At 73.1% G+C, this 13,265-nt stretch carries 9 protein-coding genes; 4 read left to right on the top strand and 5 right to left on the bottom strand.

Going from position 1 to position 13,265, the window contains the following annotated elements:
- Positions 1–57: 57 nt before the first annotated feature.
- Complete coding sequence (locus WME85_RS03395; protein WP_437835244.1) at positions 58–489, bottom strand: VOC family protein; 432 nt, start codon at positions 487–489, stop codon at positions 58–60.
- A gap of 107 nt (positions 490–596) precedes the next feature.
- Positions 597–1,226, bottom strand: coding sequence for a hypothetical protein (locus WME85_RS03390; protein ID WP_437307594.1), 630 nt, complete (start codon positions 1,224–1,226; stop codon positions 597–599).
- A 148-nt stretch (positions 1,227–1,374) separates the two neighbouring features.
- Between WME85_RS03390 and WME85_RS03385 the strand changes: the two genes are divergently transcribed.
- Genes WME85_RS03385 through WME85_RS03375 form a run of 3 tightly spaced genes read left to right on the top strand, consistent with a single transcriptional unit; the run spans position 1,375 to position 4,683 of the window.
- Entirely contained in the window at positions 1,375–2,760 is a 1,386-nt protein-coding gene (locus tag WME85_RS03385; RefSeq protein ID WP_437307593.1) for a cystathionine beta-synthase, read from the top strand.
- A 26-nt stretch (positions 2,761–2,786) separates the two neighbouring features.
- Positions 2,787–3,056, top strand: coding sequence for an acyl carrier protein (locus WME85_RS03380; RefSeq protein ID WP_437835243.1), 270 nt, complete (start codon positions 2,787–2,789; stop codon positions 3,054–3,056).
- A gap of 10 nt (positions 3,057–3,066) precedes the next feature.
- Positions 3,067–4,683, top strand: a complete 1,617-nt coding sequence (locus tag WME85_RS03375; RefSeq protein ID WP_437835242.1) for an AMP-binding protein — start codon at positions 3,067–3,069, stop codon at positions 4,681–4,683.
- Positions 4,684–4,896: 213 nt separating this feature from the next.
- Here the strand turns inward: WME85_RS03375 and WME85_RS03370 are convergent, their stop codons facing one another.
- The 3 genes from WME85_RS03370 to WME85_RS03360 form a co-directional block, all read right to left on the bottom strand.
- Entirely contained in the window at positions 4,897–5,451 is a 555-nt protein-coding gene (locus WME85_RS03370) for a hypothetical protein (RefSeq protein WP_437835241.1), read from the bottom strand.
- Between the two features lie 196 nt (positions 5,452–5,647).
- The gene (locus tag WME85_RS03365) at positions 5,648–6,826 is read right to left on the bottom strand and encodes a hypothetical protein (protein WP_437835240.1); all 1,179 of its coding nucleotides are present in this window, start codon (positions 6,824–6,826) and stop codon (positions 5,648–5,650) included.
- A gap of 340 nt (positions 6,827–7,166) precedes the next feature.
- Positions 7,167–7,682: a hypothetical protein gene (locus WME85_RS03360; protein WP_437835239.1), complete on the bottom strand. Its 516-nt coding sequence runs from the start codon at positions 7,680–7,682 to the stop codon at positions 7,167–7,169.
- An 861-nt stretch (positions 7,683–8,543) separates the two neighbouring features.
- Between WME85_RS03360 and WME85_RS03355 the strand changes: the two genes are divergently transcribed.
- Positions 8,544–12,527, top strand: a complete 3,984-nt coding sequence (locus tag WME85_RS03355) for a serine/threonine-protein kinase (protein ID WP_437835238.1) — start codon at positions 8,544–8,546, stop codon at positions 12,525–12,527.
- The last annotated feature ends 738 nt before the right edge of the window (positions 12,528–13,265 follow it).

Below are 13,265 nucleotides of genomic sequence, written 5' to 3'. Positions count from 1 at the left end.
GCGCCCGGGCACGCGGGAGCGCCGGAGCGCGCGGCGCTCTCGGGTCCTCGGCGGCTATTACGGCGAGCCCAGCAGCCCGGCGTCCCGCTCCTCGGCTCCCGGACCGAGCGGCTGGCCATAGGAGAACTCCACGTAGTTGCCGTCCGGATCCCTGAGCGCGCAGAAATAGCTGACCGGATAGGGCAGCTCCCTGGGAGGCCAGACGAGATGTGCCTGACCTCGACTCGCAACCTCATCCACGGCAGCGCGGCTCTCGAGCGCGAACCCGAAGTGGCTCATGTCCTCCGCGGCCTGCGGCGCGCGCCGGCCGCCCTCGATGATGACGAGGACGAATGTCCGCTCCTTTCCCTCCTCGGCGAGCCAGGCGACCCGCGTGCCGGCGTCGTTGCGGTCGTGGACCACCTTGAGCCCGCAGAACTCGCGATAGAAGTCGATCGTCGCGTCGATGTTCCCGACGTGAAGCGCGACATGGGTCATCATGGGCTTCATTGTAAAGCCTCCTTCTTTGCTTCCCCGGTAGACTGGCAGACAGACAGGCTCGACAGCAACAGGAACCTCGCCCGACCGCTCGCGCCGAGGCCCCGCCCTGCGCGGAGTCACGCGGGATCGAGCGCCTTGCTCACAGCGTACCTGCGCGCGGCGGACCGGATCGTCTCGATCTGCGCCGCGTCGAAGGAGACGGGCGCTCCGGTGCGCGAGTAGCTCATCACGTTGTCGTCCGTGCCGCTGTGCCCGAGCCCGAAGAAATGCCCGAGCTCGTGCGCCAGCACGGCGGGCGGCGCGTGCGCCGCGACGATGACGAAGCGGCGCTCCGGCGTGGCCCGGTGGCGCCAGTGCACGCCCATCCGGAAGCGCCGCGGGTCGTCGACGTCCCGCAGCGACGCGACGATCATCACGTTGATCCGGCGCGCCTCGAGCGCCGAGGCGAGGGCGTCGCGGTCCGCGCGCGTCTCGATCCGCGAGAACCGCGGGGAGAGCGCGCGCGAGGCGGCCTTGCGCAGCGCCACGCCGGCGGGCTCGAACAGCCGGACCGCCTCGGCGATCTGCGCGTCGACCCAGGCCTCGTCGCGCACGGGCTTCCCCGCGTCGCCCTCCGCCACGGCGATCGACAGGGGAAACGCGCGAACGGGCGCGGCCGCGGGCCCCGCGGCGCGGGCCAGCCGCGAGGCGAGCGAGCCGGCGGAGAGCAGACCGGCCGCGGCGAGCAAGACACGACGGGAGACCATGGATAAAGCCGTATACCACGCGCCGCCCAACCCGCGCGAAGGCGCCGGTGAGACGACATGAGCCGAGGCGCGAGGCGGTGTAACGCGGCCCGCCGGGCCCGCTTGCTCCCCTTGTCGCTGCGGCGCGCGGCGGCTAAGACGTCGCCCCATGATGCGAGGCGCGCTCAGCGACATCACGAGGGCCGTCGGCGACACGCCGATCGTCAAGCTGAACCGGGTCACGGAGGGGCTCGAGAGCGATATCTATGTGAAGTGCGAGTACCTGAACCCTGGCGGCAGCCACAAGGATCGGGTCGCGCTGAACATGATCCGTGACGCGGAGGCGCACGGTCTCAAGCCAGGCGGGACGCTCGTGGAGGCGACCAGCGGCAACACCGGCGCCGCCCTCGCCATGGTCGCCGCCATCCGAGGATACAAGTGCGTCTTCGTCATGCCAGACAAGATGTCGCAGGAGAAGATCGCGACCCTGCGCGCCTATGGCGCCCGCGTCGTGGTCTGTCCGACAGCCGTCGAGCCCGACGACCCGCGCAGCTATTACCAGGTCGCGAAGCGCATCGCCGACGAGACGCCGAACTGCTTCTACGCGAACCAGTACCACAACCCGTCGAACCCGGAGGCCCACGTCGGCTCCACCGGCCCCGAGATCTGGCAGCAGTGCGGTGACGAGCTCGACGTCTTCGTCGCCGGCATGGGGACGGGCGGCACCATCAGCGGCACAGGCAAGTTCCTCAAGCAGAGGAAGCCGGAGATCAAGATGGTGGGCGTCGACCCGGTGGGCTCGCTCTATTACGATTACGTCAAGACCCAGCGGATCACGAAGCCTTTTGCCTACAAGGTCGAGGGGATCGGCGAGGACTTCTTCCCGAGCACGATGAACCTCAAGATCATCGACGAGATCATCCGGGTCGACGACAAGGAGTGCTTCCTCATGACGCGCGACCTCGTGCGGCTCGAGGGCCTCTTCGTGGGCGGCTCCGCGGGCGCGGCGGTCGCCGGCGCGATCAAGTACGCGCGCCAGAGCGGGAAGAAGGAGAACATCCTCGTCCTCTTGCCCGACGGCGCGTCCAAGTACATCTCGAAGATCTTCAATGACGACTGGATGCGGGAGAACGGCTTCCTCGAGGAGGAAAAGAGCCTCGGGACGGTGCGCGACCTGCTCGCCGGCAAGCCGAGCGGGGCCGTGGTCACCGCCGGCGCGGACGCCCGGGTGCGCGACGTCATCGACATGATGAAGTCGCACGGCATCAGCCAGCTCCCGGTCACCGAGGGCGGCAAGCTGCGCGGGCTGGTCCACGAGGTCGACCTGCTGCGGCACCTCGTGGAGGGGAGCGGCACGCTCGACTCGAGCGTCAGCGGGCTGGTCGAGAGCGACTACGCGACCGTGACGCTCGCGACGAAGGTCGAGCTCCTGAAGGGCGTCCTGGGCGACGCGCGGATCGCCCTCGTCGTCGACGAGGAGAAGGTGCTCGGCGTCGTGTCGAAGATCGACCTCATCGATTACCTCGCTCGCAAGGCGACGCCGGCGGCCAGCTAGCGTCTGGACAGGAAAGGACCATCGCGGTGACTGCTGATATCGATACGGTGCGGCGCGCGCTGCACGACCATATCGTGAAGGAGATCTTGCTCCGCAAGGCGCCGCTCGCCCCGGACGAGGATCTCTTCGCGGGCGGGTCCGGGTTCGACTCCATGTCGCTGACGCGGGTGCTCGTGTTCATCGAGCAGCGCTTCGGCGTGCGGATCCCGGACGAGGAGGTGGACCTCGACGAGGTGTCGACGGTCGACAGGATGGCGCGCTTCGTCGCCGGCCGCATCGCGGCCGCGCAGGGCTAGCGGGGCCGCGGTGGCCGGCCCCTACCGGCTGCGCGCCGAGGACCTGGCCGCGCGCGGCGACGCCGTCGCGCTCGTGTCGCGCGGCGCCGCGGTGACCTACGCCGAGCTGGCGGCGCGCGCGGCGGCCGTGGGCGCGGCGCTCGCCGGGGCGGGCGCGCGGCCGGGCGACCGGGTGGCGCTGCTCTCGTCGGGCCGCGCGCACGACGAGCCGGCGGCGCTCGCGGGGGTGCTCGCGGCCGGCGCCGTGGCGGTCCCGCTCGACGCGAGCGCGCCGCCGGCGCGGCTCGCCCGGATCGCGGGGGCCCGCGGCTGCCGGGCGCTCGTGCTCGACGCCGCGGCCGCGGGCCTCGCGGACGGCATCGACGCCGCGCTCGGCGCGGGCCTGCCGCGCGTGGAGCTCGACGCCGAGGGGCGGGTGGTGCGCGGGGCGGCGTCCTCCGACGCGGGCGGCGAGCGCGACGCGGGCGGCGAGCGCGACGCGGGCGGCGAGCGCGGCGCGGGCGGCGAGCGCGGCGCGGGCGGCGAGCGCGACGCGGGCGGCGAGCGCGACGCGGGCGGCGAGCGCGGCGTCGCCGGGGCGCAGGACGTCGCGTGCATCCTGCACACCTCGGGCAGCACCGGGGAGCCGAAGCCGGTCCCCATCACCTGGGCCGGGCTCGACGCCTTCACGGCCTTCTGCATCGATCTCGTCGGCCTCTCGCCGGCGGACCGGGTCCTCCGCGTGGCCGAGCTCGTCTTCGATCTCGCGTGGTTCGATCACCTCGCGACGTTCCGGGCCGGCGCGACGCTCGCGACGATGACACGGCGCGACCTCGCCTCGGGCCGGGCGCTCCGCGACGCGGTGGGCGCGCTCGCGCCGACGGTCATCTACGGCGTGCCGTCGATGTTCATGAAGCTCGTCGCGGCGCTCCCCGCCGGGGGCGCGGGCGCGCCGGCCGCGGCGCTCTCCCCGCCACTGCGCGCCATCCTGTTCGCCGGCGAGGTGTTCCCGCCGCGCGAGCTCGCCGCGCTGGCGGCGCGCGCGCCCGGCGCGGCGCTCTACAACCTCTACGGCCCGACCGAGACGAACGTCTGCACGTTCCACCGCGTCGACCGCGAGGCGCTCGACGGGGTGAGCGAGGTCCCGATCGGCCTCGCGTGCCCCTACGCCGCCTGCGCGCTGGTCGCGCTGGACGCTGACGACGACGAGGGCGGCCGCGTCATCGACGGCCCTGGCACGGGGGAGCTCGTCGTCTCGGGGCCGACCACCGTGAACGGCGGCCCCTACCGGACGCGCGACAGGGTGGAGCGCAAGGCCGACGGGCTCTTCTACTTCCGCGGCCGCATCGATCGCATGGTGAAGATCCGGGGCTATCGGGTCGAGCCGGGCGAGGTCGAGGCGGCGCTCGCGTCGCACCCCGCGGTGCGCCAGGCCGCCGTGATCGCCGTCGAGGACCCGCGCCTCGGCAAGACGCTCCGCGGCTTCGTCGCGCTCACGGCCGACGGCGGCGACGCGGACGACCGCTCGCTCAGGGTGTACCTCGCGGAGCGGCTGCCGCCGTACATGGTCCCCGAGAAGATCGTCGCGCTGGACGAGCTGCCGCGGACCTCGACAGGGAAGATCGATTATCGCGCGCTGCCCGGGTGAGCGTTCGCCCGCTCCCCGACCCTTGGATGCACCGCGCGCGGAGCGCTCGCGCTCGTGCCGCGCGCCAGGGCTCCCGATCCAGCGCCGGCGAGTGAGATACTGCACTGGCTTCGGACAGCCTCGTCCGGTCCGCCGCAAGGATAAGCCCATGCGCCTGAGAGGCACGGACTCGCGGCGAGCATGTCCAGGGCATCACGCGCGCCCCGGCCGCCGTCAACCGATCCGATTCAACATGAACCACTCGTGGAAAACGTGGGCGATATAGAACCGCTCGCCCGGCACACGATCGCACACGGCGAGGAAGCCTGCAGAAAAGAACTCGAGCTTCGGGTCGTCGACGTAGGTCGTGTCCTTCAGAAAGAGGGTCAGGCTCTTGCCTTCGTCTCCGATGATGGTGCGCAGGACGGTGATGTTCGGGTGGTGCGACCGGCCCACCGGCAAGAGCACGTCATGGCCTGCGATCTGCAGGAACTCTGCCGGATCGGGCTTGTAATCGTCCTCGATGTCTGGAGACACGGGCTCCGGGAGCCACGAGGGCCGCTCGCTCGGATCCCGGAGGTACCACTCCCAGGATTCGGGCCCCTCGTGCTTCTCGATGATACGGTCGTACAGGAAGGTCTTGAGCCTTGCGATCGTCTCGGGGGACAGGTCCGCGAGGCGGAGCGGTGGAGCGGCGCGGCTTGCCATGCGGGGACCGTAGCACCGCGCGCGCAGCGCCTCGAAGACCTGCCGGTGGAGCGGGGCGCTCGAGGCAGGATCGAGCACCACGGCCGTCAGCGCGCCGACGGGCGGTGGGGTCCGCCCCGGGCGCCTCGCCGAGGTCTTCCGCGTCGAGCGCTCTCCGGAGTGGATCCATCCGCTCGACCGGGGCAGCCTCGGAGGTCGGTCTCCTCGGCGCCCCGGGAGCGTCCCGGGAAGGGCCCGCCGGGCGGCCCGCGCCGCCCGGCCCCTCCCCCGCGGCGCGTCAGTGCGCGCCGACCTTGGCGCCCGCGCTCGCGCGCGCCGACGCCGACGCCTTGAAGCTCGGCTTGGGGATCGAGATGCTGGGCGCCTTGAGCTGCACGTTGATGCTCGGCGGCGTCACCCGGACGCTCGGCGCCTTGACGTTCACGTTCGCCTTCGCATTGGCCCTGGCGCCGGCGCCGGTGTGGACGTGGACCTTCGGGTCGAAGTCGGCCTTCGCCTTCAGGTCGGCGTGCGCGTGCGCGTGCGCGTGCGCAGCCCAGTCGGTCTTCACGCGCACCTTCACGCGCGGGGCGCGCGCGTGGACGGCGAACGCCGCGCCGGCGTGGTAGCCGCAGAGGGCCACGGCCGAGCGGCCCGCGTTCCGCACCGCGATCGTCAGCTTCAGCGGGTCGGCGGCGAGCGCGAGCTTGCCGGTCAGGTACGCGCCCGCGGCGACCTTCGCGTTCACGTCCGCGTTCACGTCCGCGTCCACGTCCGCCCTCGCGACCACCGGCGTGAGGACCACGACCTGCGGCGCGTCGGCGACGACGCCGAGGGTGATCTTGCGCTCGCCGATGTCGACGGGCTTCAGGTCGACGTCGAGCACGTAGACGCGGACCTCGCCGGTCGCCTCGTCGACCAGGAGCTCGAGGCGGTCGTCGCCGACGATCTCGATGCGCCCGCCGTGCGGGCCGAGCTTTCCCTCCGGCAGCTTGAGATCCGCCGCCCCCTTGGCGTTGGCGTAGAGCTCGGCGGTGCCGCCGGCGGGGACGTGCAGCGTGCCGCTCCACGGCTTGCCAGCGACGTTGAGCGTGTAGCCGATCTGGGTGAGGTCCGCCTCGAGCTTGGGGCCGGCGGCGACGAGGAGGCCGGCCTTCTCATCGAACGTCAGGGGAACGGTCTTCTCCTCCCCGGAAGGCCCCTTCCACAGGAGCGTGCCGCTGACGTTCTCCCGGATCGGCTTGCCGTCCGGCCCGGTCACGGCCGCCTTGACGCTCCCGTCCGCGGCGACGTTGAAGGCGGCCTTGCCGCTCTCGTGATCCTCCACATAGGCGTCTTCGCCGATCGCCGACTCGGCGGTGGCGGTCACCTCGGCCGTCGCGTTCGCCTCGGTCTGCGGCTCCTCGCCCTTGCCGCATGCAGCCGCGGCGGCGATCAGCAGCAGGGCGAACACTCCGGAAAGCTTGGTGATCTTCATGAAATCCTCCTCGGTGCGAGCGACCCCGCGGCGGGAGCCGCGGCTTCGCTCGAGCCGGTGCGCCGAGGCCGAAACCTCCCCGGACGCCCCGGCAACGAGGCCCATCATACGACGAGATGCCCTCGAAGGCGCGGAAGAGCGCGAATATCGGTGTGAATCAAAAGATACAGGGGAAAGCAGGTGGGACAAGGGGGCTCACGGCCGCCGAGCGGCCGTGACGTGCCTACCCGCAATGCGTTCAGTCGGTCGTCGGCACAGGCGGGCAGGGCGCGCGCCGGCACGGGCGGGCTGGGCGCGCGCCTGCGTGCGCGTGACGATCACCCGCGCCGCGGCGCCGCGATCAGGGGTCGTCGGCGCCCTGACCTTCGCCTTCCGTGGCGAGGATCTGCGGGCACTTCCGGGCCACCGCATCGCAGTCCGGAGGCGTAGCGTCAAGCGTGTTCAGGGCCGAGTCGCACGTGAGCTGACGGATCAGCTGGGTCTGCGCGACGAGGCAGACCTCGAACTCGGCCACCGTGGCCGTGCAGCCCGCGCGCTGGTCGGTCGGGGGCATGCAGTCCTTGTCGAACTCCTGCCCCTGCGTCGACTCGTCGGCCGCGGAGACGCACTCGTCCTTCAGCGTGGCGCACGGCTTCCCGAGGGCGGGAGAAGCGATGAGGCCCAGGTATTCACAGGCATCTTCCTTGGAGAGCTTCACCCTCGCCTCGAGCGACTCGCACGTGGACCGGACGTCATCGGCCGTCAGATCCTTGAGCTGCTTGCTGCTCATGGCGGTGTCCGTCGGGGCGGTATCTGCACCTTCGCCGCCGCACGCGGCGAGGGACAGGACGGTCAGAAGGGCCCCGAGATGGGTCATACGCGTCATTCGTTGTCTCCCTTTCTAAGTGCGACCGCGAGCGCGGCCGTGGCGCACCCGGGAGCAAGCCATGTACCGGGAGATCGAGCGTGCACGATTGAACCGCACCACGGCGGCGAAGCGCGGTGAAAGCGACAAACACCACGCGAGATACCGGATCTACCAAGCGAGGAATAGCGGACCTTTCTTGGCGCGCCGAGCGCCCCGAGGTGTCGAGACGTTCTGGCTCGAGCGCCGCGCCGCCAGGCTCGCCGCGAACTCGCGTTTCGCGCCCGGCCGCGGGCGCCGGCGCACGCTGGCGGCGGAGCGGCCCTCCGCCGAGTCCCAGCTCCACCGTGTTTCGCGTCCCGCCAGGGCCGGCGCGCGCGCTCGCCGGCGGCCTCCTCCCCGTGCACGCGCCGCCCGCCCTCCCGCCGGACAGCGGGCCGCGCGCGGGCGGGGACACCACGCGCGGGCGGGGACACCACGCGCGGGCGGGGACACCACGCGCGGGCGGGGACACCACGCGCGGGCGGGAACGCCGCGCGCAGGCCGGAACGCCGCGCGCGGGCGGCGACGACGTGCCGCCCGCAACCCCGACGCGGCCCCGTAGACGCGGCCCCGGCGACCAGGGTGCGACGGCGAGACAGGCACTCTCACGCCGCGTCGCGTGTCGTCGCCTGTCGGTGCGAGCGCTCATGACACGGTGTTCGTGCGGCGAGCGGGGCTCGACACGGACTTGTTGTACGGTCGGCCGCTCCGTGACATCATGGCAGGCCGTCGGGTGTATGTACTCAGACCCAGCGGCGATGTGGGGAGCTCGCCCTCGGCCTACCACCTGGAGCGAATCCCGGCCCGGGCCAGGGACGCCTTGGTCCCCAGATGATCACCACGCCGAGCTCGCGACAGGCCAAGCACTCTCCGGACGTACCGGCGTCCGTCGGGCCGTGGCGGGTGCTCGAGCCGCTCGGCCGCGGCGGGATGGGGGTCGTCTATCGGGCCCAGCACAGCGCCACGGGCGCGCTCGCGGCGCTCAAGACTGTCTGCGTGAGCGACGAGAGCCTCGTCTCGAGCATCCGCCGCGAGATCCACGCCCTGCGGGGCGTCCAGCACCCGGGCGTCGTGCGGATCCTCGACGAGGGCATCCAGGGCGGCATCCCGTGGTACGCGATGGAGCTGCTCGAGGGGCGCACGCTGCGCGACCACAACCAGGAGCGCTGGCGCGGCCGGGCGAGCGTGAACAGCGAGCCGACCGTGAGCGTGTCCTCGGGGTTCGACGCGCAGGCGCTGACGAGCACCGCGACGGCCGAGATCAGCCCTGACTCGATCATCCCGCGCTCGTGCCAGCCGTTCGCGCCGCGGCCGTTCTACCGCGCCGCCGGCGGGGCGCTCCGCCAGGCGCTGACGCTCCTGCGCGCGGTCTGCCGGCCGCTCGCGTACGTCCACGGCCGCGGCCTCGTCCACCGCGACCTCAAGCCGGACAACGTCTTCATCCGCGAGGACGGCGCGACGGTGCTCTTCGACTTCGGCCTTGCCTTCCAGTTCGAGGGCCACAAGGGGCGCGACGAGCTCCAGTCGGGCGGCAGGCTGATGGGCAGCCCCGACTACATGTCCCCCGAGCAGATCCGCGGCGATCTCGTCGACGCGCGCGCGGACCTCTACGCGCTCGGCTGCATGCTCTACGAGGTCGTCACCGGGGCGGTCCCGTTCCTCGGCGACTCGAGCTCCGTCGTGCTGTCCATGCACCTCTACGCCGAGCCGCTCCCCGCCTCCGAGCTCGTCAGCGACGTGCCCCCCGAGCTCGACGCCCTCATCGCGCGGCTCCTGAAGAAGCGCCCCGAGGACCGGCTCGGCTACGCCGACGACGTCGCGACCGCCCTCGCGAAGCTCGGCGCGGACGACGCGCCCGCGCGGCGGGGCGAAGCGCGCGCGCCGGCGGCGCAGCCGTACCTCTACCGGCCGCGCCTCGCCGGGCGCGCCGAGGCGCTGCGGCAGCTGAGCGAGGCGCTCGAGCGCGCCCAGGAGCGGCGGCAGGGCAGCCTCGTCTTCGTCGGCGGCGAGAGCGGCGTCGGCAAGACGCGCCTCGCCGTCGAGGCGGCGCACCAGGCCGCGCTCATCCACATGGCCGTCGTCGCGGGCGCGTGCGCCGCCGTCTCCGCGGCCGACGAGCGCGAGGGCGCGGTCAAGGCCGCGCCGCTGCACCCGTTCCGCCCGCTCCTGCTCGCGGTGGCCGACAGGTGCAACGAGCTCGGGCCCGGGGGCTACGACGCGCTGCTCGGCCCGCGCGGCCGGGTCCTCGCGCCGCACGAGCCGTCGCTCACCCAGCTCCGCGGCCACGAGCGCTACCCCGAGCCGCCCGAGCTGCCCCCGGACGCCGCCCGCTACCGGCTGCAGACCGCGCTCGCAGACACGCTCGCCGCGTTCGCGGCGACGCGGCCCGTCCTGCTCGTGCTCGACGACCTCCAGTGGGCCGACGAGAACTCGCGCGGCGTGCTCGAGCACCTCGACGCCGACTACTTCGCGGCGCACCCCGTGGTCCTGCTCGGCACGTACCGGACCGAGGAGACGTCCCCCGCGCTCTCCTCGCTCCTCGCCGCGCCGTGGGCGTCGCGCATCGCGCTCGGGCGGCTCGACCGCCCCGCGGTCGGCCGGATGGTGCGCGACATGCTCGCCCTGGACGAGCCGCCCGAGGCCTTCGTCCGGTACCTCTTCGAGCAGTCGGAGGGGAACCCGTTCATCATCGCCGAGTACCTCCGGGCCGCGATCCAGGAGCGGATGATCTACCGGGACGAGGGCTACGTGTGGCGCATCCGCGCGAGCGCCGAGGGCGCCGCCGCCGAGGAGCTCTCCCGCGCGGCGCGCGCGAGCCAGCCGCCCGCGGCGCTGCCGCTGCCGGGCTCGCTGCGCGAGCTCGTGGCGCGCCGGCTGTCAGGCCTGAGCCAGCGGGCGCTCGCGCTCGCGCGGCTCGCGTCGGTGCTCGGCCGCGATCTGGAGGAGCGGCTCTTGCTCGGCGCCGCCGGCCTCGCCGAGGTCGAGGCCATGGACGCGCTCGCGGAGCTCGAGGGCCGCCACGTGCTCGAGGCGGCCGAGCCGGGGCAGCTCCGCTTCGTGCACGACAAGCTGCGCGAGATCGTCTACGCGGGCATCCCCGAGGCGGAGCGGCGGGCCCTGCACGGCGCGGCGGCGCGCGCGATCGAGCGGCGGCACCGCGACGCGCCGGATCTCGCGCTGTCGTACCCGCTCCTCGCCCACCACTACACGATCGCGGGCGTCGTCCCGAAGACGCTCGAGTACCTCGACAAGGCGGGCGCCCAGGCGCTCGCGACGGGCGCGTCCGGCGACGCGGTGGATTTTTACAGGAGGGCGCTCGACCTCGACGGGGCGCTCGCGCCCGAGGAGCGCGCGCCGCCGCTCCGGCGCGCGCGCTGGGAGCGGCGGCTCGGCCAGGCCCACTACAACCTCGGCGACCTGCTCGGCGCCGAGCGGCACTGCGCGGCGGCGCTCCGGCTGCTCTCCCGCGACGAGGCGGCGTGGATCCGCGCGGGCGAGCGCGCGTCCACGTCGCGCGCGTCGCGCACGTCGCGCAGCGGCGCGCCGCTGCGCGCACGGCTGGGGGAGCGGCTCCGCCCGGTGACGGTCTCGCTGAGGCACCTCGGCCTGCAGCTCGCGCACGTCGCGGGCGTCCCGATCCCTGTCGCGCGCGACGCGCACGAGCGCGAGCGCCTCGCCGAGGCGTCGCTCGCGGCGGAGAAGCTGTCGGAGACGTACCTGTTCCGCAACGAGCCGACGCTCGCCTTCCTGGCGGCGCTGACCGCGACGAACGCCGCGGCGCGGCTCGGCCCGTCGCTCGCGCTCGCGCGCGGCTACGCGACCCTGAGCGTCGCGTTCGGGTACGTCCCGTGGAAGGCGGTCGTGGACGCGTACGCATCGCGCGCGGCCCGGGCCGCGGCGGCGCTGGAGGACCCGCGCGGCGTCGCGTTCGTCTCGTGCCTGCGCGGGCTGACTGCGCTCGGCGAGGGCCGGTGCCGGGACGCGCGCGCGCTGCTCACCGAGGCGGAGCGGCTGGCGGAGGCGCTGCAGGACCGCCGCCGCAAGGAGGAGTGCATCACGCTGCTCGCCGGCGTGGCGCACTCCGAGGGACGCTGGATGGAGGCGCTCGATCGCTACAGCGCGCTCGCCTTCGCGTCGCGCCAGAGCGACAACGCGCAGGGCCACATCTGGGCGGAGAGCGGCCGCGCGCAGTGCCGGCTGCTGCTCGGCGACGGCGAGGGCGCGACGGCCATCTTCGACGAGCTCACCCCCGAGGTGCAGCGGCTCGGCGATCGCACGCAGCTGATCACGCACGGCCAGGTCGCGCTGGGGCACCTGCTCCGCGGCGCCCGCGACGACGCGCGCGCGGCCGCCGAGCGGACGCTCGCGCTGATCCTCGAGGGGCAGCCGGCCGGCTATCACTGCCTGTACGGCTACGCGGCGACGTGCGAGGTGCTGCTATCGCTCCTCGAGGAGGCCCGGAGCGCGCCGGAGCGGCGCGAGCTCTCGCGGCTCTCGGCGGAGGCGTGCCGCGCGCTCGGCAGGTACGCCACCATCTTCCCGCTCGGCCGCTCGACCTCCCTCCGGATGCGGGGTCTCGCCGCGTGGCTCGCCGGCCGCCGCGCCCACGCGCGGCGGCGCTGGGCCGAGGCGATCGGCGAGGCCCTGTCGCGCGGCCTGCCCGTCGACGAGGCGCGCGCCCGCTTCGAGCTCGCGCGGCACCTCCCGCGCAGCGATCCCGAGCGCGGGCGGCAGATCGCCCGCGCCGTCGCGCTCTTCTCGACGCTCGACCTGCAGTACTGGCGCGACCGGGTGGCCCGGCTGCGCGAGCGGTAGCCCGCGAGGCGGGCCAGGGGAACCGACGCTGGCCAGCGCCGCGCTGGCGTCGCGAAGCCCCGCCCACGTCCGCCCGAGGGAGACGTGGGCGAGGAACGCCAGGAATCTTGTTCTGCACCTCTGTCTGGAGCGGATATCCCGCGAGCACGCCGAGCGCGGATGACTGTCCAGCGCGGTGACCGCAATCACATCTTCACCGCGCTCACCGCATCACGCCGGCAGGCGCTGAATCGATCAGCGCGCGAGAGCGTCTAGCACCTCGCCCGCGCGCCGCCCGATCGCGCCGCGGAGCGGCCCCGGTCGCGACGCGCCATGGCGAAGCCGAGCGAGAGAGACAGAGGCTCTCGCGCTCCGACGGCCTGACCGCCGGTTGGCACCGTGAGCGGAGTGGACATATCGCCCGGAACTCCGGAAAAGCCATCTGCCCAGGACGCCTGAAGAACCGCCGTGACAGCCCAGGAAAGCGTAAAAACGCCGGGCCAGCCTCGGTTTTATCCGTTGGACAACGTATGAACCCAGGGTATACACCGATGCTCATTGGCGGCGTGTCCCCAGCACACCGGCAAAACACGCAGGGAATCGGCGCATTATCCGCGGCGCCCGTGCCCTGGACGACGAATTTCCGCGTCGACTGGGAGACTATAAGGTCTCATAAAGGAAGGCGAGCGGGCGTCACCTTGCATCGCGCGGAGGAGCGGAAAGTTCCACCGAACATCGAACCACGGGTCACCGTCAAAC

The sequence above is a fragment of the Sorangium sp. So ce1153 genome, from assembly GCF_051521595.1.
Classification (GTDB): Bacteria; Myxococcota_A; Polyangia; order Polyangiales; family Polyangiaceae; genus Sorangium.
The sequence above is the reverse complement of the archived record's forward strand: the minus strand, read 5'-3'. Positions and strand labels throughout refer to the sequence as shown.

Bases quoted from the DNA above. Each gene is read 5' to 3' on its own strand.
- WME85_RS03360 (WP_437835239.1), bottom strand. From the start codon at position 7,682: ATGACCCATCTCGGGGCCCTTCTGACCGTCCTGTCCCTCGCCGCGTGC.
- WME85_RS03395 (WP_437835244.1), bottom strand. From the start codon at position 489: ATGAAGCCCATGATGACCCATGTCGCGCTTCACGTCGGGAACATCGAC.
- WME85_RS03355 (WP_437835238.1), top strand. From the start codon at position 8,544: ATGATCACCACGCCGAGCTCGCGACAGGCCAAGCACTCTCCGGACGTA.
- WME85_RS03365 (WP_437835240.1), bottom strand. From the start codon at position 6,826: ATGAAGATCACCAAGCTTTCCGGAGTGTTCGCCCTGCTGCTGATCGCC.
- WME85_RS03390 (WP_437307594.1), bottom strand. From the start codon at position 1,226: ATGGTCTCCCGTCGTGTCTTGCTCGCCGCGGCCGGTCTGCTCTCCGCC.
- WME85_RS03385 (WP_437307593.1), top strand. From the start codon at position 1,375: ATGATGCGAGGCGCGCTCAGCGACATCACGAGGGCCGTCGGCGACACG.